Annotated in this window: 22 protein-coding genes; 10 read left to right on the top strand and 12 right to left on the bottom strand. The window is 37.3% G+C overall.

Going from position 1 to position 26,118, the window contains the following annotated elements:
- Positions 1–129: 129 nt before the first annotated feature.
- Positions 130–1,524, bottom strand: a complete 1,395-nt coding sequence (fumC, locus tag ACH3PA_RS15685; protein ID WP_416442041.1) for a class II fumarate hydratase — start codon at positions 1,522–1,524, stop codon at positions 130–132.
- A gap of 151 nt (positions 1,525–1,675) precedes the next feature.
- On the opposite strand from fumC, the gene ACH3PA_RS15680 reads away from it, so the two are divergent.
- Entirely contained in the window at positions 1,676–1,849 is a 174-nt protein-coding gene (locus ACH3PA_RS15680) for a hypothetical protein (protein ID WP_416442039.1), read from the top strand.
- A 195-nt stretch (positions 1,850–2,044) separates the two neighbouring features.
- Here ACH3PA_RS15680 and ACH3PA_RS15675 read toward each other — a convergent pair whose 3' ends face one another.
- The 6 genes from ACH3PA_RS15675 to ACH3PA_RS15650 all read right to left on the bottom strand — a co-directional run bounded on the left by ACH3PA_RS15675 (position 2,045) and on the right by ACH3PA_RS15650 (position 9,636).
- A complete protein-coding gene (locus tag ACH3PA_RS15675; RefSeq protein WP_416442037.1) occupies positions 2,045–4,525 on the bottom strand; it encodes a TonB-dependent receptor domain-containing protein in 2,481 nt (826 codons plus the stop codon).
- A 179-nt stretch (positions 4,526–4,704) separates the two neighbouring features.
- Positions 4,705–5,046: an arsenate reductase (glutaredoxin) gene (gene arsC / locus ACH3PA_RS15670; RefSeq protein WP_416442036.1), complete on the bottom strand. Its 342-nt coding sequence runs from the start codon at positions 5,044–5,046 to the stop codon at positions 4,705–4,707.
- A 2-nt stretch (positions 5,047–5,048) separates the two neighbouring features.
- The gene (gene prfB, locus ACH3PA_RS15665; RefSeq protein ID WP_416442035.1) at positions 5,049–6,155 is read right to left on the bottom strand and encodes a peptide chain release factor 2; all 1,107 of its coding nucleotides are present in this window, start codon (positions 6,153–6,155) and stop codon (positions 5,049–5,051) included.
- Between the two features lie 60 nt (positions 6,156–6,215).
- Entirely contained in the window at positions 6,216–7,172 is a 957-nt protein-coding gene (locus ACH3PA_RS15660) for a transglutaminase-like domain-containing protein (protein WP_416442033.1), read from the bottom strand.
- Positions 7,173–7,214: 42 nt separating this feature from the next.
- On the bottom strand, positions 7,215–8,162 hold the full coding sequence (locus ACH3PA_RS15655) for an alpha-E domain-containing protein (protein WP_416442031.1): 948 nt from the start codon (positions 8,160–8,162) through the stop codon (positions 7,215–7,217).
- Positions 8,163–8,172: 10 nt separating this feature from the next.
- The gene (locus ACH3PA_RS15650) at positions 8,173–9,636 is read right to left on the bottom strand and encodes a circularly permuted type 2 ATP-grasp protein (RefSeq protein ID WP_416442029.1); all 1,464 of its coding nucleotides are present in this window, start codon (positions 9,634–9,636) and stop codon (positions 8,173–8,175) included.
- Between the two features lie 194 nt (positions 9,637–9,830).
- On the opposite strand from ACH3PA_RS15650, the gene ACH3PA_RS15645 reads away from it, so the two are divergent.
- The 6 genes from ACH3PA_RS15645 (at position 9,831) to ACH3PA_RS15620 (ending at position 15,045) form a co-directional block, all read left to right on the top strand.
- Positions 9,831–12,227 carry a zinc-dependent metalloprotease gene (locus ACH3PA_RS15645; protein ID WP_416442027.1) on the top strand — a complete coding sequence of 799 codons (2,397 nt, stop codon included), beginning with the start codon at positions 9,831–9,833 and terminating at the stop codon, positions 12,225–12,227.
- A gap of 6 nt (positions 12,228–12,233) precedes the next feature.
- Positions 12,234–12,686, top strand: coding sequence for a 3-hydroxyacyl-ACP dehydratase FabZ family protein (locus ACH3PA_RS15640; protein ID WP_416442025.1), 453 nt, complete (start codon positions 12,234–12,236; stop codon positions 12,684–12,686).
- On the top strand, positions 12,676–13,950 hold the full coding sequence (locus ACH3PA_RS15635; protein WP_416448274.1) for a beta-ketoacyl-[acyl-carrier-protein] synthase family protein: 1,275 nt from the start codon (positions 12,676–12,678) through the stop codon (positions 13,948–13,950). The genes ACH3PA_RS15640 and ACH3PA_RS15635 overlap by 11 nt, the downstream gene beginning before the upstream one ends.
- Positions 13,951–13,956: 6 nt before the next feature.
- Complete coding sequence (locus tag ACH3PA_RS15630; protein WP_416442021.1) at positions 13,957–14,208, top strand: acyl carrier protein; 252 nt, start codon at positions 13,957–13,959, stop codon at positions 14,206–14,208.
- An 81-nt stretch (positions 14,209–14,289) separates the two neighbouring features.
- A complete protein-coding gene (locus ACH3PA_RS15625) occupies positions 14,290–14,622 on the top strand; it encodes a hypothetical protein (RefSeq protein ID WP_416442019.1) in 333 nt (110 codons plus the stop codon).
- A 51-nt stretch (positions 14,623–14,673) separates the two neighbouring features.
- Positions 14,674–15,045, top strand: a complete 372-nt coding sequence (locus ACH3PA_RS15620) for a hypothetical protein (RefSeq protein WP_416448273.1) — start codon at positions 14,674–14,676, stop codon at positions 15,043–15,045.
- Positions 15,046–15,121: 76 nt separating this feature from the next.
- Here the strand turns inward: ACH3PA_RS15620 and ACH3PA_RS15615 are convergent, their stop codons facing one another.
- The 3 genes from ACH3PA_RS15615 to ACH3PA_RS15605 form a co-directional block, all read right to left on the bottom strand.
- Complete coding sequence (locus ACH3PA_RS15615) at positions 15,122–15,604, bottom strand: arsenate reductase family protein (protein WP_416442015.1); 483 nt, start codon at positions 15,602–15,604, stop codon at positions 15,122–15,124.
- Between the two features lie 11 nt (positions 15,605–15,615).
- A complete protein-coding gene (hpf, locus tag ACH3PA_RS15610) occupies positions 15,616–15,921 on the bottom strand; it encodes a ribosome hibernation-promoting factor, HPF/YfiA family (RefSeq protein ID WP_416442013.1) in 306 nt (101 codons plus the stop codon).
- A 113-nt stretch (positions 15,922–16,034) separates the two neighbouring features.
- Complete coding sequence (locus ACH3PA_RS15605) at positions 16,035–16,991, bottom strand: TerC family protein (RefSeq protein WP_416442011.1); 957 nt, start codon at positions 16,989–16,991, stop codon at positions 16,035–16,037.
- Positions 16,992–17,138: 147 nt separating this feature from the next.
- On the opposite strand from ACH3PA_RS15605, the gene ACH3PA_RS15600 reads away from it, so the two are divergent.
- The 3 genes from ACH3PA_RS15600 to ACH3PA_RS15590 all read left to right on the top strand — a co-directional run bounded on the left by ACH3PA_RS15600 (position 17,139) and on the right by ACH3PA_RS15590 (position 24,403).
- Positions 17,139–19,169, top strand: a complete 2,031-nt coding sequence (locus tag ACH3PA_RS15600) for an aconitate hydratase (protein ID WP_416442009.1) — start codon at positions 17,139–17,141, stop codon at positions 19,167–19,169.
- Positions 19,170–19,283: 114 nt separating this feature from the next.
- Positions 19,284–20,216, top strand: coding sequence for a formate/nitrite transporter family protein (locus ACH3PA_RS15595; protein WP_416448272.1), 933 nt, complete (start codon positions 19,284–19,286; stop codon positions 20,214–20,216).
- A gap of 194 nt (positions 20,217–20,410) precedes the next feature.
- The gene (locus ACH3PA_RS15590) at positions 20,411–24,403 is read left to right on the top strand and encodes a DUF5689 domain-containing protein (protein WP_416442005.1); all 3,993 of its coding nucleotides are present in this window, start codon (positions 20,411–20,413) and stop codon (positions 24,401–24,403) included.
- A gap of 89 nt (positions 24,404–24,492) precedes the next feature.
- Here the strand turns inward: ACH3PA_RS15590 and ACH3PA_RS15585 are convergent, their stop codons facing one another.
- Complete coding sequence (locus ACH3PA_RS15585; RefSeq protein ID WP_416442003.1) at positions 24,493–24,696, bottom strand: hypothetical protein; 204 nt, start codon at positions 24,694–24,696, stop codon at positions 24,493–24,495.
- Positions 24,697–24,956: 260 nt separating this feature from the next.
- Positions 24,957–25,907: a cation diffusion facilitator family transporter gene (locus ACH3PA_RS15580; protein WP_416442001.1), complete on the bottom strand. Its 951-nt coding sequence runs from the start codon at positions 25,905–25,907 to the stop codon at positions 24,957–24,959.
- Positions 25,908–26,118: the final 211 nt, after the last annotated feature.

The following is a 26,118-nucleotide window of genomic DNA, read 5'->3' as shown; positions in this document are numbered from 1 at the left end:
ATGTAACAAAATATAATCAATAGCAACTTATTTCATAGATTTAATGAAAAACTTTAAGAAAACGTTATAGTTTTGATTATAACTGAAAGAAATTCCGTACTAAAATCTAGCACGGAATTTCTATTATATTTAGATATTTCCTACCATATCTTCAGGTTTAACCCACTCGTCAAACTCTTCTTCTGTAAGATAACCCAGATTTATAGCCTCTTCTTTTAAAGTTGTACCATTCTCATGAGCCGTATTTGCTATTTCAGCAGCTTTATAATATCCTATTTTCGTATTTAAAGCCGTAACAAGCATAAGCGAATTATTCACAAGATCTTTAATACGGGCTTTATTAGGCTGAATTCCTTCTGCACAATGCTCATCAAAAGAAAAACATGCATCACCTATTAATCGTGCAGATTGTAAAATGTTAGCAGCCATTACAGGTTTAAACACATTTAACTCATATTGACCCTGCATTCCCGCAACGGCAATTGTCATATCATTACCAATGACCTGAGCACATACCATTGTAAGTGCTTCACATTGAGTAGGATTTACTTTACCTGGCATGATAGAAGATCCTGGCTCATTTGCCGGGATTATTAGTTCACCAATACCACTTCGAGGTCCTGAAGCGAGCATACGTATGTCATTTGCTATTTTATTAAGGGAAACAGCAAGTTGCTTCAATGCGCCGTGAGTTTCTACGAGAGCATCATGAGCTGCAAGTGCTTCAAATTTATTATCTGCGGTTTTGAAAGGTAATTCAGTGAATTTTGTTATAAACTCGGCCACGCGTTTTGCGTAACCTTTGGGAGTGTTAATACCTGTACCTACAGCGGTTCCTCCCAGAGCTAATTCAGACAGATGTTCCATAGTATGCTCAAGCGCTTTAATGCCGTGATCAAGTTGAGAGACATATCCTGAAAGTTCCTGACCAAGCGTTAACGGTGTGGCATCCATTAAATGCGTACGACCAATTTTTACAACCTTTCTAAATTCTTCAGATTTAGCTTTTAGGGTATTCCTTAATTTAATAACACCAGGAAGCGTAGTTTCTTTAATAACTTTATAAGCGGCTATATGCATCCCGGTAGGGAAGGTATCATTAGATGATTGAGATTTGTTCACATCGTCATTAGGCTGCAGTGTTTTTTCTCCCTCACCTAATTTTTTGCCGGCGATCTGGTGCGCACGATTTGCAATTACTTCGTTCACATTCATATTGCTCTGGGTGCCAGAACCGGTTTGCCAGATAACGAGCGGAAATTGATCGTCATGTTTTCCTGCAAGGATCTCGTCGCAAACCTGTGCAATAAGATCTCTTTTTTCTATTGGTAAAACACTGGCTTCGCAGTTTGTATACGCCGCTGCTTTTTTAAGGTAAGCAAAACCATATATGATTTCTAGAGGCATAGAAGCTGCCGCTCCTATTTTAAAATTATTTCTTGAGCGCTCTGTTTGAGCTCCCCATAGCTTATCTGCAGGTACCTGCACTTCGCCCATGGTATCTTTTTCTATGCGATATGTCATAATTTTTTGATTTTTAACTCAACAAAAATACATGATTAATGAATGATATATATTCTTAATAGGGTTGAAATATTGTTTATAATTCTCTAAATAACGTTATGCTTTTTGACATATAAAAACTAAATTTGCCAAACAAAAGATAAAATTAATTATGTTTGAATTTGATCAATATTTAGGTTTTCTGGCATTTCTTACCATCCTGACTATAGGATTCTGGTTAATGATATTTTTAGTTTCTATTATACCATATTGGTTAGGAGGAGCTCTTACAGAACGTTTTAAAGAAATGCGTGCTAAGAAAAAAGCTGAAAGCGAACAGATATAATCAACAACATATCTCACAATATAAAAAACCACTGATTACTTAGTGGTTTTTTTATGTTCTTACCCGATTTTAGTCCCGTTTTGGGCGATTTTTCAACTTAAGCATTGACTTTTCTAGTATGGTAATAATTTCATGAAATAAAAAAGCCATTTCTACCTGAGTAAAAATGGCTTTTTTAGGGTGAAAACCTGACGTTTAGCTACTAAAATCGGCTCCTTCTTCATCGTTCTCACGATCTTGTTCTCTTTTTTGCTGATTCTTTTGTTGATTAAAACGGTAAATGAATGACAAGTTAACCTGGCGTTCTCTCCATTGAAATTCGCTGTCTCTAACAAAATTAGGATTGGTAGTGAATTGATTTCTCTTTCTTGAATTTAAAAGATCTTGCACATTGAATGATAAAGTGGCATTTTCATTAAAAATATCTTTACTAAAAGCCAGATCTATAGAAAGTATACCGTCTGTCTTAGTCTGTGCATTTTCTGAAGGACCGCGATAGAAAGCATTTGTTTGCCAGTCAATTTTAGCAGGTAATGTAAGCTTAGAACTAAATCTTGCAAACCAGCTTGTGTTTTTATTGCCGTAGTCTACGCCGTTAAATTCTCCTTCATTTTTAAACTGGAAGAAGTTAAAACTACCGTTTAATCTCAACCATTTTGCCGGATTATATAGAAGACCTAGTTCACCACCGGTACGTTCATTACTAGAAAGGTTAATAGGTATTGTACGTATTACGCTAGAGTTTTCAATATTTTCTTCTACGCGCTCAAAAGCATCTGTTTCTCTTTGAAAATAGACAGACGATGTAAAAGTTAATTTCTCCCAGCGTTTTAAATAACCCACATCAAAGGCATTAGAATAAGCCGGCTTTAAGTTAGGATTTCCCTGAAACACATTATTTCTACTACTTCTTGAAGGGAAGGGATTGATAAACCAACCACGAGGGCGGTTAATACGGCGGTTATAGCCTACTGTTATATTTTCCATTTCGCCCAACTCATAAATAATATTTACGGTAGGGAAGAGGCCCAGATAATTGTTATCAAAATCTGTATCTATAGCAAAGCCAAATACATCCTGCAATTCTTCTTCAGTAAGTCTAGAATCAATTTTTCCTTTTAGTTGGGTATTCTCAAGACGTAAACCTAAAAGGAAAGAAAAATCGCCAAATTTAGTACCGTATTGCGTGTACAAAGCATTTACATTCTCTGTATAATCAAACTTATTAGTAAGTGTATCGTTAACAACGAAAGATTCACTTGCAGGTGCATCTTCCTGTTCTAACATATAATCTGTTATTTCATTTTCAAAATTACCGCGATAACCTGCTTCAAATTGAGAATCATCACCAAATGGTAATACATAATCTGTTTGAAATAAAAATTCTTTTTGATTTTCTTTAGTGGTAATTAATTCACTAATGAAATTTTCATCAGTGCCTATACCATTAAAGGTGACATCTTCATTAATATCAGATTTTTGAAGTTCGTGATCTATATCATACTGAAAATCTGCGGTTAATTGATGCCCATTGTCATTAAACTTTTTAATATAATTAAGAGCTACCTGAAAGCTTTCATCATCTTCTGCCTGATCTTCAATACGTGTAGTTCCTAAAAGCAGATCACCGTCATTAAAATTGGTAGTTCTGTTAGTGGTTTTATCCTGGTCGTTACCGTTACGGTAAAATATAGTTCCGGTAAGTGATGAATTATCAGAAAGGTAATATTCCATACCTAAGTTGGTATTAAAACCTCTGTTTAAACGATCAATATCTCTGTCTTCATAAATTCTGTCAAACTCACTATTGCTATTTGCATTGTAGCGTGTGTCAAAAAAAGCATTACCAGGGCTATTAGAATATCTAAATCCCGTTGTGTTGAAAAGATTATAATGTTCTGTTCTGTAATTTAAATTTGTCGACAGACCCAAATTGTCAGGATAACCAGCATTTGCATTTATTGAGCCATTAAAACCTAAAGTCTTTTCCTTACGGAGTATAATATTTAAAATACCGGCGGTTCCTTCTGCATCATATCTCGCCGAAGGTGAAGTGATAACCTCTACACGCTCAATTGCATCTGCCGGTAATTGTCTTAAAACATCTGTAGAACCAAAACCTGCCATCGCAGAAGGTTTACCGTTTATAAGAATACGTACATTTTCATTTCCTCTTAAACTTATGCCGCCTTCTACATCTACAGAAACAGAAGGAACATTATTAAGAGCATCGCTTACAGTACCGCCTGCGGTCGTAAGGTCTTTCCCAATATTGTAGATCTTTTTGTCTAAGCGTACATCAACAGTAGTAGTTTCTGCAACTACGGTAACTTCATCAAGATCTGCAGCAGCAAATTCTAAAGTTATTTTACCCAAATTAAGATCCTGATTTACTTCTTTATTTGAGATGATAAAGGGGGCAAAAGAAATATACTCTACCTTGATATTATATGTGCCGTTAGTTACTTCTACTTCAAAGTTACCTTCGGTATCTGTTATACCTCCCGTAACACCTTGTGGATTGTTAACATCTGTAACTGTGATCGTAGCATACTCAAGCGGTACACCACCTTGCTTGTCTACAACCGAACCTGAGATTGTGAATTTCTTATTGGCTTGCGCAAATATTAAAACAGGAACTGTTAGTAATAAAACTAATAGGAATTTAATTTTCATAGAATTTTTTGGTTTCACTTCTTAGACTATGAAAATGCAGGAAGTTTAAAGGCTTGGTGGTTAAATTTTCGTTAAATAAAAAAACCTGTTATTCCTTGAGAAGGTTCAGTTATAAAAGGGCGGTTTAGAAAAACAAGAATTTCCTTTTTATATCTCGTGCACGTAAACCCGATATCTGATTATAAGATTTGCTTAATATTTTCAGGAGGTCTTCCTACTATGGCTTTATTGTTATGAATTACAATGGGGCGTTCAATAAGTTTAGGATGATCTACCATGGCCTGAATAATTTCTTCATCTGTAAGATTTTTGTTTTTAAAATTCTCTTTCCAGGCAGATTCATTTGTTCTTACAAGATCAATAGCATGAATTCCTAATTTCCCAATTATAGCTGCTAATTCTATATAAGATGGTGTATTTTCAAGATATTTCACAATTTCAAAATCCTTGCCAGATTCTTCTAAAATTGCAAGGCCTTCTCTGCTTTTGCCGCATCTTGGGTTGTGGTATATTTTCAGCATAATTATAATTCGTTTTCTTCTTCTTTTTGTCCGTTCATCATAAGATATGCCTTTAAAAAAGCATCAATGTCACCATCTAAAACTGCATCAGTATTTCCTGTTTCTTCTGCTGTACGCACATCTTTAACAAGTTTATACGGGTGTAATACGTAATTACGTATCTGCGATCCCCATTCTATGCTTTTCTTTTCTGCCTCGATCTCGTCTCTTGCAGCTTGTCTTTTCTTGAGCTCAATCTCATAAAGTTGTGATTTAAGCATTTGCATAGCTTTTTCCCTATTTTCTAGCTGTGATCTTGTCTCACTATTGTGAATTACAATACCGGTAGGGTGGTGGGTAAGAATTGCTTTTGTCTCAACTTTATTTACATTTTGACCCCCGGCGCCACTTGATCTGGCAAAATCCCAGTTAATATCTGCCGGATTGATATCAATCTCTATACTATCATCTGCTAATGGGTATACATAAACCGAAGCAAAAGAAGTATGTCGTTTTGCATTACTGTCAAATGGCGAGATGCGTACTAAGCGATGAACGCCATTTTCACCTTTGAGCCAGCCAAAAGAGAATTCACCATCAATTTCTAGCGTTACTGTTTTTACTCCTGCAACATCACCGCCCTGGTAATTGAGTTCTTTAACTTTATAACCATTTTTTTCACTCCACATCAAATACATACGCATGAGCATAGCTGCCCAGTCGCAACTCTCTGTACCACCGGCACCTGCAGTTATTTGAAGTACGGCACTTAAAGAATCTCCTTCTTCTGAAAGCATATTCTTAAATTCCATGCTTTCAACAAGTGTAATAATTTGATTGTAATGTGTTTGTACGTCTTCATCTGAAGCTTCACCTTCTTTATGAAATTCTAGCAGGACACTTAATTCTTCAGTAGAATTAACCGCTTTTTGATAATCTTCTACCCATTTTTTCTTTCCGCGTAATTCACGCATAAAAAGCTCTGCAGCTTTGGGGTCATTCCAAAAATTAGGATCAAAGGTTTTTTCTTCTTCATTCTGTATCTCGACCAACTTCTGGTCAATGCTTAAATATTTTTTTAAGTCAGCTAATCTTGTATTAAGATCTCTTACCTGATCTGTGGTTACCATAAATGGAATTTTCTGGAAAATTAATGACTCTCTTTAAAATAAGAGAATAAGTTATTAGAATTATAACTTTTTAGTCTGTTGTTGCTGTTGCTGTATTTGAGAAATTGTATCCACACTTTGCGTTTGTACCATGTCGCCCATTTGTTGGGTTTGAGATAAAATTTTCTCATCATCTTCTGGCGAAGTAACTTCTACACTGTATGAAGTCTCATTTGCTCCCGTGGTAAATATGATTCCCTTTAGAGGTGAGCAATCTGTATAATCTTTACCGTGACAAACTTTTATGTGGTGAATTTCTGCGAAAAGATTGTTAGTAGGGTCAAAGCCTACCCAGCCCACTTCTGGTAAAAGACATTCTACCCAGGCATGCATCTGTGAATCTCCCAGATAGCCTATGCCTCTGTGTAAATAACCGGAAACATAACGCGTAGGAATGTTATTTTTTCGCGCAATTGCGCAAAATAAATGTGTGAAATCCTGGCAAACGCCTTCTTTTGTTTCTAAAATATCTCCCAGACTACTTTCTATGGTTGTAACGTTGGGTTTAAAAGTAAACTCGTCAAATATCCACTTATTAAGTGCCTGTAGATTTGCAAAAGGAGAAACCGTTATATCAAATGAAAATATATCTGTAGGGTTTTCTGGCAATTGTGTTAGGGGAGTAGTACGTAAAAACGGCTCATTCTCAGATTTAAATTCTAAAGAATGAAGTACGGAATATATATCGATTTTAGCCTCTTTTTGAGCGATTTTTAGCTCTTCTGGCTTACTTTTTTTAACCACAAATGTGGCATCAAAATGAATATCTTTAAACTGCTTTTTAGGGTGAATTCTGTAGGTGTTGAAGCCATAACCATTTATAGAACTTTCTATCGCTACGCGTAGCGAGTTAGTGAAATCTTCACGCACAAGTTCTTGCGAATCATTATTTTCAGGAATGATGAGAAACTGCCACAAAGCCTCGTCTACCGGAGTCTCGTAAGTATTGTGGGCCTTGTATTTTATAGTATATTTCAAAAGATATAATTAATCTGCAAATGTAAAGAAGAGTTTAGAGTATCAATAATTAAAATACTCCTTTTCTATTTTTTTTGCAATGAGGACCACTGTATCGAGAATGTGTTCTATGAAACTATCAATTTCTTCATCAATTTCTTCAATCAATTTGTATTGATATTGAGCGCGAACTTTACCAATTAAAAAAGCAGCTGAATCTTTAAGTGGTAATTCTTCAGTATTGAGCACTTTTATATGACTGCTCACCTGGTTTAAACTGTTCATTACAGAACGCGGGCATTGAGCATTCAGAATTAAAAACTCAAGCGTACGCTCGCTATTAGGCGTTTTTTTATAAAAACGACGCATCATATCGTATGATTCTGCACACTTTAATAGGGTCGTCCACTCATAGCTATTTTTATACGTATCACCATAACTTCCCTGTGCATGCAGCGCATCTCGGTTTTTAGAATGAATGATTCTTACTATCTGATTAGCGCGTTCAAGGTTTACACCTAACATAATTATGGCGTATACCTCGTCATGTAAAAGGGTTGCTCTTATTTTTCCGCGTAAAACAGCCATGGCTTCAGTCACGTGTACTGTAAAATCGTAAAGACCTTTTTTGGTAAATAATTGCACATCATAATTCAGAACAAAATGGTAGAATTTATTTATTGATTCATACAATTCTGTAGAAATTAAATCGCGCGCACTATTAGCATTCTCACGAGCATATTTAATACAATTAATTATAGAGAATTGTATTTCAGGATTGAGACCCACATCATAAAGCACCTTTTCTTCTTCTAAAATCTCATCTTCTTCAATCTCTTCACCGCCAGCCATAAACAGCATAGAACGCAGTACAAGTTGTCTGGATTGTGAAAGTTCATTAGGTGCGTCTAATGACGAAAAATAATTAACGTTGAGATATCTTGCGACATGCTCTGAGCGTTCTATATAACGCCCCATCCAAAATAAATTATTGGCTACTCTTGCTAGCATATATGTTTTCTTATTTTTTTAATACCCATGTGTCTTTAGAACCGCCACCCTGTGATGAATTAACCACAAGATTGCCTCGTTTAAGAGCTACCCGTGTTAAGCCACCTTTAAGAACAAAATCTTTATCTGCACCTAATAAAGTAAACGTGCGCAGATCAACATGACGTGGTTCAAAAGAGTCTGTATCTTCTATATAAGTTGCATGTACAGAAAGTGACATTATAGGCTGGGCAATATACTTACGTGGATTTGCTTTTACAGTAACCTTTACTTTTTCAATTTCCTCTTTAGTTAATTTATTTCCTATCGAGATACCGTAACCCCCGGCTTCGTCAACAGGTTTGATAACGAGTTTATCTACATTCTCAAGAACATATTTCAATTCGTCAGGTCTGCTACAATGATAGGTATGCACATTATTTAAAATAGGTTCTTCATCAAGATAGTATTTAATGATCTGTGGCATATAGGTGTAGATGGCCTTATCATCTGCTACGCCGGTTCCGGGAGCATTCACTAAACAAACATTTCCCTTTTTATACGCCGCAAACAGACCCGGCACACCTAAAGCAGATTCAGGTTTAAATTCTAACGGATCGATAAAAAGATCATCTATACGTCTATATATTACATCTACTTTTTCAGGACCACGTATTGTCTTCATGTATACAAAATCGTTTTCTACGAAAAGATCGCGACCTTCTACCAGCTCAACACCCATGGCTTTTGCCAAATAAGAGTGCTCATAATAAGCGGAATTATAAATACCAGGCGTAATAACCACACAATTAGGTTCATCTACTCCTTTAGGCTTTACAGTTTCCATGATCTCTAGCAGGTTTTCTGCATAATCTGTTACAGTATGAGCCTGATAGTGATTAAAGACACCAAATAAAGCTCTCTTGAGAGCAGTGCGATTACAAACCACATAGCTCACACCAGAAGGGCACCGTATATTATCCTCCAACACATAGTATTTGCCATCTGCATGTTTTATAAGATCTGTCCCTGACACATGGTTATAAATTCCTCCAGGAGGATCAACACCTATCATCTGGTGCAGATAATTTGCCGAAGAACTTATAAGATCAAGCGGAACTATACCCTGCTTTATGATCTTTTTATCGTGATAAATATCCCATAAAAAGTGATTTAATGCTTTGCTGCGTTGTAAAACACCTTTTTCTAGAATATCCCATTCTTCAGGATCAATTATACGTGGGAAGAGATCAAAAGGAAATATTTTTTCTTTGGTTTCATGGTCTCCGTAAACCTGAAATGTAATGCCTTGATTAAAAAAAGAAGCTTTCGCTTTATTATTTAGATTAACAAAATCCTGGACCGAATAATCACTATATAAGCCAAATAGGGTTTTATAGATCTCTTTTACCGAACCATCTTTATCAAAAATTTCATCATAAAACTTAGAATCCTTTTGATAGGCCGAAAATATTGGGTGTTGGGTGTTTATCATTTACGAGTGGTTTGGTTTGAAAATAGGAATATTTACTTAATAAAAGCAGATAATCTCATTAAAAATCGAGCTTTTTAATACGTTTTCATTAATTTTTTCCATATTAAATTACACATATTTTACATTAATATGATGTTTTATTCAATTTTATATAATTACATTTTTACCTAAATTCAAATGGAATACTTTATTAGATGAAAAATACAATACTTCTCCTCATTTTGTGCATATCACAATTAGCTTCAGCACAATTCCTCAAAGACAAAGAAAATTTAAAAACTCAGAAAGGCTTCTTTACTTTTCATTACGATGAGAAAGAAGATAAGCTTTATCTGGAAGTTGATAAACTTAACTCAGAATTTATCTACGTGCATTCTTTAAAAAGCGGCCTGGGGAGTAACGATATTGGTCTGGATCGCGGTCAGTTAGGCGGTACAGCAATTGTAAAGTTTCAAAAGTTTGGGAACAAGCTTCTATTAATTGAGCCCAATCAGGATTATCGCGCAATCACAGAAAATACAGCAGAGCGCAAATCTATAGAACAGGCTTTTGGCAGATCGGTTTTGTTTGGTTTTGATATCAAAGAGACCGATAATGATACCTATTTGATCGATTTTACTCCTTTTTTAATGGAAGATGCTCACGGTGTTACACAGCGTCTTAAAGCGCAAAAGGAAGGAACTTACAAATATGACAAAGACAGAAGCGCTCTCTTTATGGAAAATACCAAGTCTTTTCCTAAAAATACAGAGTTTGAATCGCTGCTTACTTTTAAAGGTGATCCTACCGGTAGAAATATTCGTTCTGTAGTGCCAGATGCGCAATATGTCACTGTAATTGAGCATCATTCTTTTGTGCAGTTACCAGATGATAGCTATAAGCCCAGACCTTTTGACCCGCGTAGTGGTGCAATTTCTATTTCTTATATGGATTATGCTACGCCGGTTCAAGAACCTATCACAAAGCGATTAATAATAAGACACAGATTAGAGAAGAAAAATCCCGACGCGGCGGTGAGTGAGCCTGTAGAACCTATTATCTATTATCTTGATCCCGGCACGCCAGAACCGGTGAGATCTGCATTACTTGAAGGTACATCATGGTGGGATCAGGCTTTTGAGGCAATAGGTTACAAAAATGCTTTTCAGGTTAAAATGTTGCCAGAAGATGCAGACCCAATGGATTTAAGGTACAATGTCATACAATGGGTTCACCGTAGTACACGCGGCTGGAGTTACGGTGCCAGCGTGGTTGATCCTCGTACCGGTGAGATTTTAAAAGGACATGTAAGTCTGGGAAGTTTGCGCATACGCCAGGATTTTATGATCGCTCAGGCTTTAACAAATAAGCCTTTCGCTAAAAGCGATGACGATTATCAACCTATGCTAGATATGGCCATAGCTCGTATTCGCCAGCTTGCGGCTCATGAAGTAGGTCATACTTTAGGGTTTGCCCATAATTTTGCCGCCAGTGCAAATGATCGCGCTTCGGTGATGGATTATCCTCATCCTACTTTAAAACTGAAAAACGGAAAAGTAGACTTTAGTGATGCTTACGCGAAAAATATTGGTATTTGGGACAAGGTCACTGTAGATTACAGTTATAGTGACGTTCCGCAAGGCAAGGACCAACAGGAATATCTGAATGATATTTTGATCTCTGCAGAGAAAAAAGGTCTGCGTTTTATTACAGATAGCGATGCACGTGCAGCAAATGGCGCACATCCTTATGCTCATTTATGGGATAATGGTGCTAAACCATCAGAAGAATTAGAAAATATGCTTGCTCTGAGAAAGACCGCTATGGCGAATTTTTCTATAGATAATATACGTACCAATGAGGCGTATTCTGTACTTGAAGATGTTTTTGTTCCACTTTATTTTTACCATAGATATCAAACTGAGGCTGCCATTAAAGAAATAGGCGGTGTAGTCTATAATTATGCTGTAAAAGGTGATAGTGAACTTATACCTGTGCAATTACTTGATGTTAAAGAGCAAAAATCTGCTTTAAATGCTGTTTTACAGACTTTAGACGCAGAAGTTCTGGCAATACCAAAAGAAAAATTATCGCTTTTCCCGCCGCGTGCATTTGGTTTTAACCGCACCAGAGAAAGTTTTAAAAGCGATACCGGTGTAACTTTTGATCCTTTAGGTGCAGTGGCAACAGCAAGTGATATGACTCTTGATCTCTTATTAAATGAGGAACGCGTTAACAGACTTGTAGTCAATAATGCATGGGCCAGTGATCAGCTGGATTTAGCAGAGGTTTTGGAAGAAATCAGCAAGCAAACTTTAGAAAAGACTTTTAAAGATGACTATTACAATGAAGTACAGGCGACCATAAATTATAACGTCATCAAACATTTTAAAAATTTATATAGTAGTGATAAATCAATACCTCAGGTAAAAGCCATAACTTCAAATTTGTTAACAAACCTTGTTTCACAATGGGGTTCATCGAGTGATGCGGACAAAAAATTCATGGCTCTTGATATTGAGAAGTTTTTAAAAGAGCCCGAAAAATTTAAAAGTATTCCATCACCTAAAATCCCGGATGGTTCACCTATAGGTAGTTTTGAATGTTATTAAGTCAATTTGGAGAAAGAAGAAATAATTAAGCGTTTACCATATTCTGAACCTTTTCTGTTTGTAGATGAGATTACCCAGGTTTCTCAACAAGGCATTGCAGGTAATTACAAGTTTAGAGAAGATGCATATTTTTATCAAGGTCATTTTGTAGATCATCCTGTGACGCCGGGCGTCATTTTAACTGAATGTATGGCACAAATTGGCCTGGTTTCTCTGGGAATCTACCTTTTAGCATCAAAAATCGGCAATTTAGAGCAAAAATCGGGCGTGGCTCTTACTTCTACAGACATGCAATTTTATATCCCGGTATACCCGGGAGAAACAGTTTTTGTAAATTCGACATTAGAATATTTCAGATTTAATAAACTTAAATGCTCGGTGAAATTGCATAATGAAAATCAAAAGCTTGTTTGTAGCGGTATTATTTCAGGAATGCTAATTCCAGATCATGAGCGGTAGAAGAGTGGTGATTACAGGTTTAGGGGTTTGTGCGCCAAACGGGGTGGGTGTCTCGGCATTTACAGATGCGCTCAAAGCAGGTAAAAGCGGAATACGGTTTTTTAGTGAGCTGCAACGTCTAAAATTCTCCTGCCAGATAGGAGGGATGCCACTTATTCCTGAAGATAAAAAGCTAAAAGTCTTTACACCGCTCCAACTTCATAATTTTAATAGCGCTGGTATTTTATACGGTGTTTTAGCAGGCGTAGAAGCCTGGAAAGATGCTCAATTAGAAATTGATGATACACAAACTGATTTTGACTCAGGGACTATATTTGGCATTGGTACACTAGGCGTTGATAAATTTCGCGAAAGCATATACAAGGTTGACGACGGCAATACACGACGATTAGGCAGCACCACAGTACAGCAAATAATGAGTAGCGGGGTGAGTGCTTATCTGGGCGGGATGCTGGGTTTAGGTAATCTCGTTACTTCTAATTCTGCAGCTTGTAGTACGGGTACAGAAGCAATATTAATGGCCTACGACCGTATAAAATCTGGCAGAGCTTTGCGCATGTTAGCAGGCAGCACAAGCGACGGTGGGCCTTACGTATGGTCTGGTTTTGATGCACTACGCATTTTGCCTTCTACATATAATGACGATCCTCATCATGCTTCAAGACCATTTGACGCTGATGCGAAAGGATTTGTACCCGGCTGTGGTGCCGGTGCTTTATTGCTTGAAGATTTTGAAAGTGCACAAAAAAGAGGTGCTAAAATATATGCAGAAATTTTAGGAGGAAGTTCTAACAGCGGCGGACAAAGAAATGGGGGCAGTATGACTGCGCCTAATGGTTTAGCGGTAAAACGATGCATAACAGATGCACTTAAAAATGCCGAAACAGAACCTGAAGAAGTTGATGTTATTAATGGTCATCTTACAGCTACAGGAAAAGACTCTTTTGAGATCAGGAACTGGTGTGAGGCTTTAAACAGATACGATGATAATTTCCCGTATATAAATTCGATTAAAGGTATGACGGGGCATTGTCTGGCAGCATCGGGAAGTATAGAAAGTGTGGCTTCGGTCTTGCAAATGAAAGAAGGTTTTCTTTTCCCCAATGTGAACGTAGATACTCTGCATCCCGAGATTGCACAACTCATAAGTACACAACGTGTTCCTGTTTCATTTAAAAATTATACTCCAAAGATTTTAATTAAGTCAAGTTTTGGTTTTGGTGATGTAAATTGCTGTATTGTTTTAAAACAGTACTCAAAATAATCTGCTATGAATAAAGAAGTTTATAATACTCTTAAATCTATAATTGTAAAATACCTGCCAGAAGATGTTAACGTTAAACAAATAACTCCTGATAGTCATCTTACGCAGGATCTAAATATAAATTCTACTCACCTTGTTGATATCGTTCTGGATGTTGAAGACGAATTTGACATCATGATCGAAGATGACGAACTCAATAAAATGGAAACCGTCCAGAAGTCAATTGATCTTATTACACTTAAATTAGAAGCGCGTTAAAAAGTTTAGCCTTAACAGTTAAACGCTGTTAAAGTAGGAGTTGAGCCAAGAATATTGTCTTAACTTTTAAATAAACTTTTTATGAATTCTATTACCCTCACAGATATTCAAAAAGTGCTCATAAACTGCGTCTTAAAAACGGAGGAATGTCTCTCTTTTTGTATCAAAAATGTAGATCACAAAGAATGTGTCATCTGTGCACGTCGTTGCAGAGATTGTACAGAAGTATGTAATCTTATGATGCGGCTTTATGCACGCAAAAGTGAATTATTCTACCGTATGATACCACTTGGTATAGAAACGTGTAAAGAATGTTTAATGGCGTGCGATAGATTTAAAGACCCCGTAAGTCAGGAATGTTCACAGGCATGTGCAGATTGTATAACTGCTTTAAGATTTGCAAGAAATCTTTAAATTATAAAATAAATATAGATAAACAAGTTAATCAGAAATACCGTTTTTATTATGAAAACTCCATTTTCAATATTTTTAATTATTAGTACAATGACCAGTGTAAGTGCTCAAAGTGCTTTTCTTTCAGATGTAGATCATAAGACAGAGCAAAGGGCAAAAGAACTCGCCGGTGAGTACACAGAAAAACTGGCTTTAACGAGTAAGCAGCAATTGCTTATGCAAACAAAAATCGGCGAATTTCTTCAAAAAAAGGGAAAAGCAGAGGCAAAATTAGGCGGCAGGGAAAAGCTGGATATGCTGTTATCTCTAAGTCAGCAGGAAAATGCAGAAATGCGTGACATTCTTACCCAAGAGCAGTATGATCTTTATGTGAGACTTAAGCAATCAATTCAACCTCTAGAAACTGTAGACAAGAAAGATTAAATGATATTGTAATCACAAATGTAAATGAAAAAGGACGGATAAATTCCGTCCTTTTTGTTGTATAAATTATTGATTTTTAAGGATTTTCAAGATCATCCTTTTTATCTATATAGTGTTCTCCTTTTGTCTGTCTAGAGATAAGCGGTTCGTCCTGCATTCTTTGCTTATCAAGACCAGCCGAGTCTACATCAAGAAATTCCTGAACTTCTGTAGGATTAACAATTTGCTTTATGCGCTCACCACGTATTACGATAGGATGCGCAAGAAGATCTGGTTGCTCATGCAGAATTTTAATGTAATCATTCTCATCAAAATCTCCATTTTTCCATTCTTCCATACCTTCCACTTCGTCAAAACTAAGTAGATCCTTAATATGTTTACCCAGATCTGAAGCAATTTCTGCCCACTGTGTCCCTGTAAGAGGATCTCTAGATATATCTATGGTCTGCAGATCTGCATATGTTGATGCATCTGCGTGGGCACGCGTTCTCTTACCAGAGCGAGTAGTGCTGCTGTAAATGAGCGTGACCTGATTTTCATTTCTTGCTATAGCTTTCATAATAGCCTCTATTAATAATGAGATTTCATTTTATCCTTACGTTTATGTAATTGCGTATCAAGCTCTTTTACACAAACGGCAACCGCTTCATGAAAGTTTTTACTATTGCTTTCGGCGAAAAGACGAGGTCCCGGGGCGCTTAAACGTATACCACATTTTTTTCCGGTATCATCACTAGAGGTATTTTCAGTTTTAAAGAAAATGTCTGCTCTTACGATAAAATCATACTTATTTACCAATTTATCCATTTTCTCTTTCGCGAAAGTTTCCAGACTTGCACTGGCCTGTACATCGTGATATTCAAAATTATAATTCATATGTTCGATTTTTAATATCTCTAAATTTATGAAATGCCGAAGCAAGCCCAAACTACTTTAGGTTTTCTTTGGCAAGACAATTCTAATTTTAAGTACTTTTTAAGGGGTTTTTGCTATTCCTGAGCCGGTTTTTCTGATGAGTCATCAATAACTCTGGAGGCGATAATGCCACCAGCTAGTGAAAGTATGATAACTGCCAGTGAAAGCCATTCTGGTACCTCGATCATGTGAGAGAATATCATTTTAAGACCCACAAATGCAAGAATTACTACCAGACTATAGTTTATGTATCTAAATTTTGCCAGCATACGCGAAATAAGAAAATACATAGAACGTAAGCCAAGTATCGCAAGAATGTTTGAAGTAAAAACTATAAAAGGATCTGCTGTTATAGCCAGTATTGCGGGAATACTGTCTAAAGCAAATAAAATATCTGTAAGTTCTATAATAATAAGAGCAAGAAAAAGTGGCGTTGCTGCCTTAACGCCCATTCTTTTAATAAAAAAATGCGGTCCAGAAATAGTAGGTGTTAACGGGAATACCTTTTTTACATATCTATAGACCTTAGACTTTTTAGGGTCAAAATCTTCGTCTTCACCCTTGAGCATTTTAAAGGCAGTGATAAGCAGGAATCCACCAAAAACGTAAATAATCCAGTCAAATTTGTTGATTAGTGCCACCCCAAATAATATCATCAACGCACGGAATATTATAGCGCCCAGAATACCCCAAAATAAAACACGGTGTTGATACTTAGGCGGTATTTGAAAAGATGAAAATATCACAGCAATCACAAAAACATTATCTATACTTAAAGACAATTCTATAAGGTAGCCAGTGATATATTTTAGAACTGCACGGTTAGGAGTAAGATTTGTAGGGTTTTCAATTAATTCAGCAGAAAACAACCAGTATACCACACCGCTAAAAGCGAGCGCAACCGTTACCCATACTGCCGTCCATATACCGGCCTCTTTGCTTTTTATTACATGAGCGCTGCGGTTAAAGACCCCTAGATCCAGCGCAAGACAAATAAGTATAAATACGAGAAAAAGACCCCAGATGAGCATATAAAAAATGTTTCGCTACAAATGTAATATAGATTTGAAGCAGGCCGATGTTACAGATTCTAAATTGCTGTTAAATAATTGTAGATACAGGGCTTTCTCTGTAATTTTTAAACTCTAAAACAAAAAATCAATCTATAAACTATAATTATGAGCGCGCTTAACGTAACTCAAAAATTAATTAATGACCATTTAATAGAGGGGGAGCTTATTCCCGGTAAAGAGATAGGTCTTAAAATAGATCAGGCATTGCTTCAGGATGCTACCGGTACTTTAGTTCAACTAGAATTAGAAGCTATGAATCTTGACCGTGCAAAGACTGAGGTTGCCGTACAATATGTAGATCATAATCTGCTGCAAACAGATTTTAAAAATGCAGATGATCATGCTTTTTTGCATAGCGCCGCTCAAAAATTTGGCTTATGGTTTAGCAGACCGGGAAATGGTGTAAGTCACCCTGTACATATGGAGCGCTTTGGCAAACCCGGCAAGACTATGGTGGGCTCAGACAGTCACACTCCGGCGGCAGGATCGCTAGGTATGCTGGCGATAGGTACCGGCGGGCTTGATGTTGCTGCTGCAATTGCGGGACAACCTTATTTTGTAAAGATGCCTCAAGTGATGGGCGTAAAACTTACTGGTAAACTGCCTGACTGGGTGAGTGCAAAAGATGTCATTCTTGAGATGCTAAGACGTTACGATGTAAAAGGTGGCGTAGGAAAAATTATTGAATATTATGGTGAGGGTTTAAAGCATTTAAGCGCAATGGACAGACATGTCATTGCAAATATGGGGGCAGAATTGGGAGCGACCACTACCGTTTTCCCAAGTGACGATGAGACCAGAAAATTTTTAAAAGCCCAACATCGGGAAGAAGACTGGACAGAACTTCTCGCTGATGAAGGTTGCGAATATGATTTGCATGACGAGATTATTCTAGATGATCTTGTTCCTCTAATAGCATTACCTACAAGTCCCGGAAATGTTGTTCCTGTAAGAGAAGTAGAAGGTAAAGAAATAGGACAGGTAGTGATTGGTTCTTCTGCAAACCCGGGATTACGAGATTTCTGGATGGCTGGAGCCATAGTAAAAGATAAAACTGTAGATGGTGATATTTCTTTCGATATAAATCCTACCTCAAGACAGATCATTCAAAATATGATAGATAATCGCGCTTTTGCTAATCTTATAACAGCAGGTGCTCGTTTTCACCAGTCAGGTTGTATGGGTTGTATTGGTATGGGTCAGGCACCAGCATCAGACACGATAAGTTTGAGAACAATGCCACGTAATTTCCCCAGCCGTTCTGGTACAGAAGATGATCAGGTACATTTATGTAGTCCCGAGACTGCAGCAGCTTCTGCCTTAACGGGTAAAATAACTGATCCTCGTGATCTTGAGAAACTTTTCGGAATGACTTATCCTAAGTATGAACAACCTGAAAAAGAGATCATTAATACAGATATGCTCATCGCTCCTGCTGAAGACGGGTCGAAAATAGAACTTAAAAAAGGACCAAATATTAAGTCATTACCCACAACAGAGCCTCTGGTAGATAAGGCCGAAGTGCCCGTATTGCTCAAAATGGAAGATAATATCTCTACAGATGAGATATTACGTGCCGGGGCAGAGGTTTTACCATTTAGAAGTAATCTGCCTGAAATTAGTAAATTCTCATATTCAGTTATAGATAAGACATTTTATGATCGCGCACAAAAATCTAAAGAAAGTCATGGTGGGCACATTGTTGTTGCCAGAGATAATTATGCCCAGGGTTCTAGTAGGGAACATGCTGCATTGGCACCAAAATATCTGGGTCAGGTTGCAGTAATAGCAAACAGCTACGCCCGTATTGCGTGGCAAAATCTTGTTAATTTTGGTATTCTGCCATTAGAATTTATTTCCTTAGCAGATTATAACAAAATTGAGCAGGGAGATATAGTTAGTTTTAAAAACCTTAGAGAAGATGTTGCTAACCGAAACAATATACACGTTTTGGTAAAGAAAGAGAACGGGAAGACCGAAGAGTTTGAGACCAGACATTCATTAAGTGACAGACAAATTCAGGTATTATTAAAAGGCGGAATTATTAATGAGTTCAAATCGCGCCTTTCTAATAAAGAAGTTGATGCGGTTGATAAAAATACTGTAACGGCCAATGAGCGGCAGCAAATAAAATAATTTAAAATAACATAATACTGAGCTTTTATACCCTTTGGGCTAACCCCTAAAGGGTAATGTATTTAACCCCCGACAGAAAACTACTAGTCTGGCTACTGTCTTTATAAACATTTTATGGCAACGGAAAACAACAAAAGAGATGATTCTTCAAAAGACAGTAAATCAATTATAGATGGCGGCAATGAGAAAGAAGAGAAGAAAAAACAGAAGCAGGAAGATATTGACAATGAGCTGGAAAATTCTGAATCTACAGACGATAACAGAGCAAAAACTCATGGTGAAATATTAAAACAGCAAATAATTGAAGGTCAGGAAACTTATGATCGCAGTTCGAGTAGTATTCTATTAAGTTCGCTCACTGCGGGATTAGAAATAGGTTTCAGTTATTTAATGTTATGTGCTGTTTTTTATTTTTTCACTGATAAGGTATCAGAAGAATCTGTGTTTAAAATAATAGCTTTTGTGTATCCTATTGGTTTCATCCTGGTAATTCTGGGTCAATCAATTTTGTTCACAGAGCAGACTTCTTTGCTCAGCCTACCGGTATTGAATAAAAAACGCTCTTTAGGTAGTTTGTTAAAACTGTGGGGACTTGTTATAATAGGAAATTTAATTGGAGGTTATCTCATGTCTTTTCTTATGGTTTGGATAGGACCGGAATTAGAAATTTTTACTCTGGATTCTATAGAAAAGATAGCCGTTCATGTTACAAGAGCAGAATCATTTGTCATATTCATAAGCGCCATTTTAGCCGGTTGGCTCATGGGATTACTTTCATGGCTTTTAACATCATCACAGGATACTATGAGCAGAATAATAATAATTTATATTGTAACTGCAGTTATGGCTTTTACAGGATTGCACCACAGCATCATAGGTAACGTAGAAGTTTTTGCAGGTTTGATAAGTTCGCCTAATATCACTCTCGCCGATTATGTGTCATTTGAAAGTTTGGCCTTGATTGGTAATGCAGTAGGTGGGGCTGTTTTTGTGGCGCTGTTAAAATATCGCGCTTTTGTTTACAACATCAATAGCGTGAGTTCATAATTCACTAATTAATAATTACTTATAAAATATAATTTTCTGTGATTTTTTAGGTGATTCAATTCTACAAGTATCATGGCTAAAGGCAGTATTAACAATGGTTTATAACTTAAGCGTTATTTAATATTGGCGAAACATTAGGAAGGGTAGTGAAGGGTTATTTTCGCAACGATTATAACCTCTAAAAATTATCTCTAATGATCAGAAAATTACCCTTTTTGTTTGTCATTTTTTGTGCTGTATTCTTTTCAGCGTCATTAAATGCACAAACAGTTTTTATTAATGAGATCCATTATGACAATGATGGAGCAGACGCCGGCGAAGCAATCGAAATTTCAGGACCCGCCGGTACAGACCTTGAAGGTTGGACGTTAGCCCTCTACAACGGAAGCAATGGCAGCGAGTATGGTAGCATTACGTTATCAGGAATTATTCCCGATCAATCTTCAGGTTTTGGAACACTTTCGTTCGAAAAATCAGGAATTCAGAATGGTTCTCCTGATGGTTTAGCACTTATTGACAACAATAACAATGTTGTTCAATTTTTAAGCTATGAAGGTACTTTAGTTGCCGTTGGCGGCCCGGCAGATGGACAATCAAGTACAGACATAGGTATTGCAGAAAATGGTACCGAAGCAGTAGGCGGTGCGCTACAATTAACGGGAACAGGGACAACCTACACAGATTTCGTATGGAATTCTTTAGCTGTAAGTACATTTGGCAATGTAAATACAGATCAGTCTTTTGGTACATCTACAGATACTGAACCCGATCCCGTTACAACAGATTTTGTGGCTTTTATCAATGAGATCCACTACGATAATGCAGGTGGTGATGTAAATGAAGGAGTTGAGATTGCTGCATACGCAGGAGCAGACCTCACAGGATGGTCTCTAATTCTATACAACGGTAATGACGGTTCATCTTATAAAACTGTTAATCTTTCTGGTGTTGTTGAAAATGAGAATGGTGGTTTTGGAACCATCTTTTTCGCTATAGCAGGTTTACAAAACGGCTCACCTGATGGTGTGGCTCTTGTTAATGCAGATGGCGAACTCGTACAATTTTTAAGCTATGAAGGTTCTTTTGCAGCTGTTGGCGGGCCAGCAGATGGCATAACCAGTACAGATATTGGTGTAGAAGAAACCAGCTCTACTCTAGAGACAGGTTCTTTACACTTGGTTGGTGAAGGAGAGCTTTATTCCGATTTTACCTGGGAAATAACCGATATTAACAGCTTTGGGGCGGTTAATGCAGGCCAGACTTTTCTTCATGAAACTATCGTTTTTATTAACGAACTTCATTATGACAATGTAAGTACAGACAGTAACGAAGCTATTGAAGTTGCTGGTACTGCAGGGACAGATCTTGCAGGCTGGTCTCTTGCACTTTACAATGGTAATAACGGTGCCGTTTACAATACAATTAGCTTAAGCGGAATTCTGCCAAACCAGGATAATCATTTTGGTACTCTAGCGTTTTATCCATCCAGTATTCAAAATGGATCGCCAGATGCAATCGCACTTATTGATGCAGAAGGAAATACTATACAATTTTTAAGCTATGAAGGTACATTTGCTGCTGTTGACGGCCCTGCAACAGGCTTGACCAGTACAGATATAGGAGTAGAAGAAACAGGTGCTACAGCTGCAGAAGCTTCTCTTCAACTTACCGGTTCTGGACGTTATTATGAAGATTTTGTGTGGGCGGTTACCACTTCTAATACATTTGGAAATATCAACACAGATCAAAGTTTTGGAGGTATAATTACTCCGGAACCTGAGCCAGACCCAATTGATCCTGATGCAATTATCACAATAGCTGAAGCACGTGCAGCGAGTGAAGGTGCTTTAGTAACGATCACTGGTATTTTAACTGCGGCAGATGAACTGGGCGGTCCTGCTTATATTCAGGATGCTACCGGTGCAATGGCGATTTACGATCAGGCTGTTCACGGTGAAGGAGTTTTCGCCATAGGCGATTCTATAACAGTACAGGGCACCCGCACCGCTTACAATGAATTAATCCAATTAAGCCCTGTTAATCAGGTAGATAATAACTCACCGGCTACGACCACTATTACTCCGGTGACTGTAACTTTAGCTGAAATTCAAAATTATCGCGGGCAATTGGTTCGCATTGAGAATGTAAGTTTTGCTACACCGGGTGAATTGTTCTTTGGTGATTCTAATTATATAATCACAGATTCAAGCGGTGGTGCAGAGTTGCGTATTGATAATGACGTTGAAGGTCTAGTTGGTCTTGCTCAACCAGAAAATTGTGGTGCTATAACTGCAATTGTAAGCAGGTTTAAAGATACATTTCAACTATTACCACGTATGGCTTCAGATGTGCCTTGTGCGGCTCCTTATGTTGCACCGGGTGATATGATAGATCTTTCTAAAGATGAGACATTTGATATCGCTGCGTGGAATATAGAATGGTTTGGTGATGAAGGTAATTCACCTGCAGCCGGTAATCCGCTTTCAGATGAAATACAGAGAGATAGCGTTCTTGCTGTTATCAAGAAACTAGATCTTGATGTTTTAACTGTAGAAGAAATTTCTGATGACGTTCTTTTCGCAGATCTTGTTAGCCGTTTACCCGGTTACGATTATATATTATCTGAAGGTGTTTCTTATCCTGAACCTTATGGTACAGATCCACATCAAAAAGTAGGTTTTATCTATAAAACATCAACAGTTAAACCCGTATCTACTAAAATCTTACTTAAGAGCCTGCACCCTTATTACGGCGGTAACGGTGACTTACTTGTAGATTATCCCGAAAGCGATCATACCCGTTTTTACGCCAGTGGAAGACTTCCATTTTTAATGACAGCAGATGTTACTATTAATGGTGCTACAGAGCAACTTGATATTATTGCTTTACATGCACGTGCAAATACGGGTGATTTGCAGTCTAAATATGACATGCGTAAATATGATGTAGAAGTTCTTAAAGACACGCTTGATGCACAATATGCAGATCGCAACGTGTTAATTCTGGGTGATTATAATGACGACGTTGATGAGACCGTTGCTGAAGGTATTAATACCACTGTATCAAGTTATGTTTCATATGTAAATGATGCGGCTAATTATAAAGTAGTTACTTCAGAACTTAGTGAAGCGGGGAGACGTTCATACGCTTTCTATCCTAATATGATAGATCACATCACGATCACAGATGGTTTGTTTGATAATTATATTGCTAATACTGCTTCTGTGCATTATGAGTTCTACGATAGTGATTACACGAGAACAACATCAGATCACTTTGCAATTTCAGCGAGGTTTAAATTTACGCAGCCGTTTGTGCTCAATACTGTTGAGACCACAGATGTTACGTGTAACAATGCTGCAGATGGTACTGCTACGGTTTCAGTTTCTGGCGGAGTACAACCTTATTCTTATGAATGGAGTGATGCACAAACAAGTGCTACTGCGACAGATCTTGATGCCGGTACATATAGCGTTACCGTTACAGACGCTCGAGGCGAAAGTGTAACTTCTGGTGAAGTTGTTATTTCACAACCAGACGCAATTACTTTCAGCACAAGTGATGACAGCACAGTTTATGCCGGCTATGACGACGATACGTGTAAGACACTTGCTGTAAGCGAAATCAATACAGGTGATGAGGCTTATGACGTATTATGGAGTACAGGTGAAACTACAGAAAGTATTTCTGCTTGTCCTACAGAAACGACTACATATTCAGTAACGGTGACGACTGCTTCAGGTTGTAGCCTGACAAAAGAAATTACGGTTACAGTAGAAGATGTAAGCTGTGGAAACAACAAATGGAATCAAAAAGTACAACTTTGCTTTAGAGGGAAGGCACTTTGTGTTTCTAAAAATGCAGTACCTGCGCTATTGCGAAATGGTGCTACATTAGGAAGCTGCTCAGACAGTAAACAACCTACTGTTTCTTTAACTAACGTGCGTGTTGCTCAAAACCCGGTTCATAACGTTGCTAAACTTTATGTGGAGAGCACAGGTGATGTAAAAGTAAGCTTTGAGCTTTACGATTTCTTTGGTCGCAAGCAATACAGCTCTAAAGAGAAAGTGAATGCAGGAAGATCTGAGATCTACCTAGATCTGCACAAACTGCGTAAAGGGATTTATTTCCTTAAAGCTAATGTAGATGGAGTAGTGCAGCAGACTAAAATTTTGATCAAGAAATAAAAATCGGTCATTTTATACTAAAAACCCGGTCTTTATGACCGGGTTTTTTTATGATTATAATTGTTAAAAATTAAATCTTACCACAACATTCAAAATGCATCATGATCCTGCTTGTCACCTTTTCTTACAAAAGGTATGAGCAATGCGGCTAAACTTGCCAGAACACTGCCGCCTATTACACCCAGAAAAATTGAATTTACCACTTTATGAGTATCCAGATAATAAAAACCAAAAGTGAATATTCCTGTGCTTAAAAAAGTTATTATGAATATTTTAATACGCTGCTTAGTCATTTTTCTGTTTAAATTACAAAATTGTAAGCACACACGTAAAGTCAGCGGGGTACATATAATTCATTTTAAGAATAATATAAGATAGTAGGGAAGGGGAGCAATTTATCCTGCGTTTTCACGAAAAAATCAGCAGATTTTACCTCTTTTTTAACCGATTTTCAGGCTTAATAAGCTGATTTTTAGATCGTAAAACCCTGATTTCATAGCCATTTACACCGATTTTCTACCCATTTTGCTAGGCTTAGCTTAGTTCTCACCGCTTAGATTTTGCGGTTAAAGGTTTTTAAGCGGGTTATGTGGCGTATGGGATCATTTATGGTTTGAATAAATACTTGACTTATCTGCGGTACTTTTTCTGTGATCTCTATGCGCAGTTTGTTTACAATATCTTCGGCAACTAATAATTCAAGATCATCAAGCAGATCTACTTCAATTACAAGCAGAATACTATCTGGGCCAAAGTGCATTGTTTTTGGGAAATTCCATTTTTTTACGTTCTCATTACTGTCTAGTATTTTCTCTACATCATCAAGAATCTCAGGTCTGGCGCTTTCTCCCAGCAATAAACCTTTTGTCTCATGAGCGAGGAAAGTTGCCACGACTAATAAAAGCACACCAATTAGTAAAGAAGCGCAACCATCAAGATATGGATTCTCTAATGCTTTTGCCAGATAAACCCCTACAAGCGCAATAAACAAACCGGTCACGGCCGCTGTATCTTCTATGATCACGGCAAAGTTGGCGGGATCTTTACTCTTTATAATATTACCTATTAAACTACCGGTTTCATGTGATTTATTAAAAGTACGCAAAGCGATAATTAAAGAAGTACCTTCAAAAACGATAGCTGCGATAAGAACGATATAATTCCAGGTTGGGTCTTCTACAACGTGAGGATCCTGTAAAGCGTGCACGCCTTCATAAATAGCAAAACCGCCACCCATAGCAAAAATGAGAATACTTACTATAAAACTCCAGAAATAGATCTCTTTCCCGTAACCAAAAGGATGTTCTGCATCTGCAGGTTTTAGAGAGCGTTTTATACCCAGTAATAAAAGGAGGCCGTTGCCGGTATCAATAAGCGAGTGAATTCCCTCTGCGAGCATGGCAGAACTTCCGGTAAAAAAGGAAGCTACAAATTTACTTAAAGCAATAAGAGTATTGGCTACAATAGCGCCGTAGATCGCGAGTTTAGAACCGCCTGTTGACATAGATTAATTGTTTAGATTGAAAATTACATTTTTTACAGCACATAGCGCAGGGGAGTAGCTTTTGCAAAACGTTTTTTAAATAAAAATTAGGATAATGAGACCAAGTAGCTCAAAATAACCCACTGGCAGCAGATTGTGTAAAAAGTAACAATAACGTATTTCGCGTAAGCTTAAACCACTGGCGTTTAAATATTTATTATATTTATAGTAC

The sequence above is a fragment of the Leeuwenhoekiella sp. A2 genome (assembly GCF_047946655.1).
GTDB lineage: Bacteria > Bacteroidota > Bacteroidia > Flavobacteriales > Flavobacteriaceae > Leeuwenhoekiella.
Note: the sequence above shows the minus strand (reverse complement) of the source record. Positions and strands in the feature narration are given on the sequence as shown.

What these genes read in the sequence shown, in the direction of transcription:
- ACH3PA_RS15680 (WP_416442039.1), top strand. Translation starts at nt 1,676, where the DNA reads ATGTTTGAATTTGATCAATATTTAGGTTTTCTGGCATTTCTTACCATC.
- ACH3PA_RS15620 (WP_416448273.1), top strand. Translation starts at nt 14,674, where the DNA reads ATGAAAACTCCATTTTCAATATTTTTAATTATTAGTACAATGACCAGT.
- ACH3PA_RS15580 (WP_416442001.1), bottom strand. Translation starts at nt 25,907, where the DNA reads ATGTCAACAGGCGGTTCTAAACTCGCGATCTACGGCGCTATTGTAGCC.
- ACH3PA_RS15600 (WP_416442009.1), top strand. Translation starts at nt 17,139, where the DNA reads ATGAGCGCGCTTAACGTAACTCAAAAATTAATTAATGACCATTTAATA.
- ACH3PA_RS15650 (WP_416442029.1), bottom strand. Translation starts at nt 9,636, where the DNA reads ATGATAAACACCCAACACCCAATATTTTCGGCCTATCAAAAGGATTCT.
- arsC (WP_416442036.1), bottom strand. Translation starts at nt 5,046, where the DNA reads ATGCTGAAAATATACCACAACCCAAGATGCGGCAAAAGCAGAGAAGGC.
- ACH3PA_RS15635 (WP_416448274.1), top strand. Translation starts at nt 12,676, where the DNA reads ATGAGCGGTAGAAGAGTGGTGATTACAGGTTTAGGGGTTTGTGCGCCA.
- ACH3PA_RS15645 (WP_416442027.1), top strand. Translation starts at nt 9,831, where the DNA reads ATGAAAAATACAATACTTCTCCTCATTTTGTGCATATCACAATTAGCT.
- ACH3PA_RS15585 (WP_416442003.1), bottom strand. Translation starts at nt 24,696, where the DNA reads ATGACTAAGCAGCGTATTAAAATATTCATAATAACTTTTTTAAGCACA.
- hpf (WP_416442013.1), bottom strand. Translation starts at nt 15,921, where the DNA reads ATGAATTATAATTTTGAATATCACGATGTACAGGCCAGTGCAAGTCTG.
- ACH3PA_RS15590 (WP_416442005.1), top strand. Translation starts at nt 20,411, where the DNA reads ATGATCAGAAAATTACCCTTTTTGTTTGTCATTTTTTGTGCTGTATTC.
- prfB (WP_416442035.1), bottom strand. Translation starts at nt 6,155, where the DNA reads ATGGTAACCACAGATCAGGTAAGAGATCTTAATACAAGATTAGCTGAC.
- ACH3PA_RS15615 (WP_416442015.1), bottom strand. Translation starts at nt 15,604, where the DNA reads ATGAAAGCTATAGCAAGAAATGAAAATCAGGTCACGCTCATTTACAGC.
- ACH3PA_RS15655 (WP_416442031.1), bottom strand. Translation starts at nt 8,162, where the DNA reads ATGCTAGCAAGAGTAGCCAATAATTTATTTTGGATGGGGCGTTATATA.
- ACH3PA_RS15605 (WP_416442011.1), bottom strand. Translation starts at nt 16,991, where the DNA reads ATGCTCATCTGGGGTCTTTTTCTCGTATTTATACTTATTTGTCTTGCG.
- ACH3PA_RS15595 (WP_416448272.1), top strand. Translation starts at nt 19,284, where the DNA reads ATGGCAACGGAAAACAACAAAAGAGATGATTCTTCAAAAGACAGTAAA.
- ACH3PA_RS15630 (WP_416442021.1), top strand. Translation starts at nt 13,957, where the DNA reads ATGAATAAAGAAGTTTATAATACTCTTAAATCTATAATTGTAAAATAC.
- fumC (WP_416442041.1), bottom strand. Translation starts at nt 1,524, where the DNA reads ATGACATATCGCATAGAAAAAGATACCATGGGCGAAGTGCAGGTACCT.
- ACH3PA_RS15625 (WP_416442019.1), top strand. Translation starts at nt 14,290, where the DNA reads ATGAATTCTATTACCCTCACAGATATTCAAAAAGTGCTCATAAACTGC.
- ACH3PA_RS15675 (WP_416442037.1), bottom strand. Translation starts at nt 4,525, where the DNA reads ATGAAAATTAAATTCCTATTAGTTTTATTACTAACAGTTCCTGTTTTA.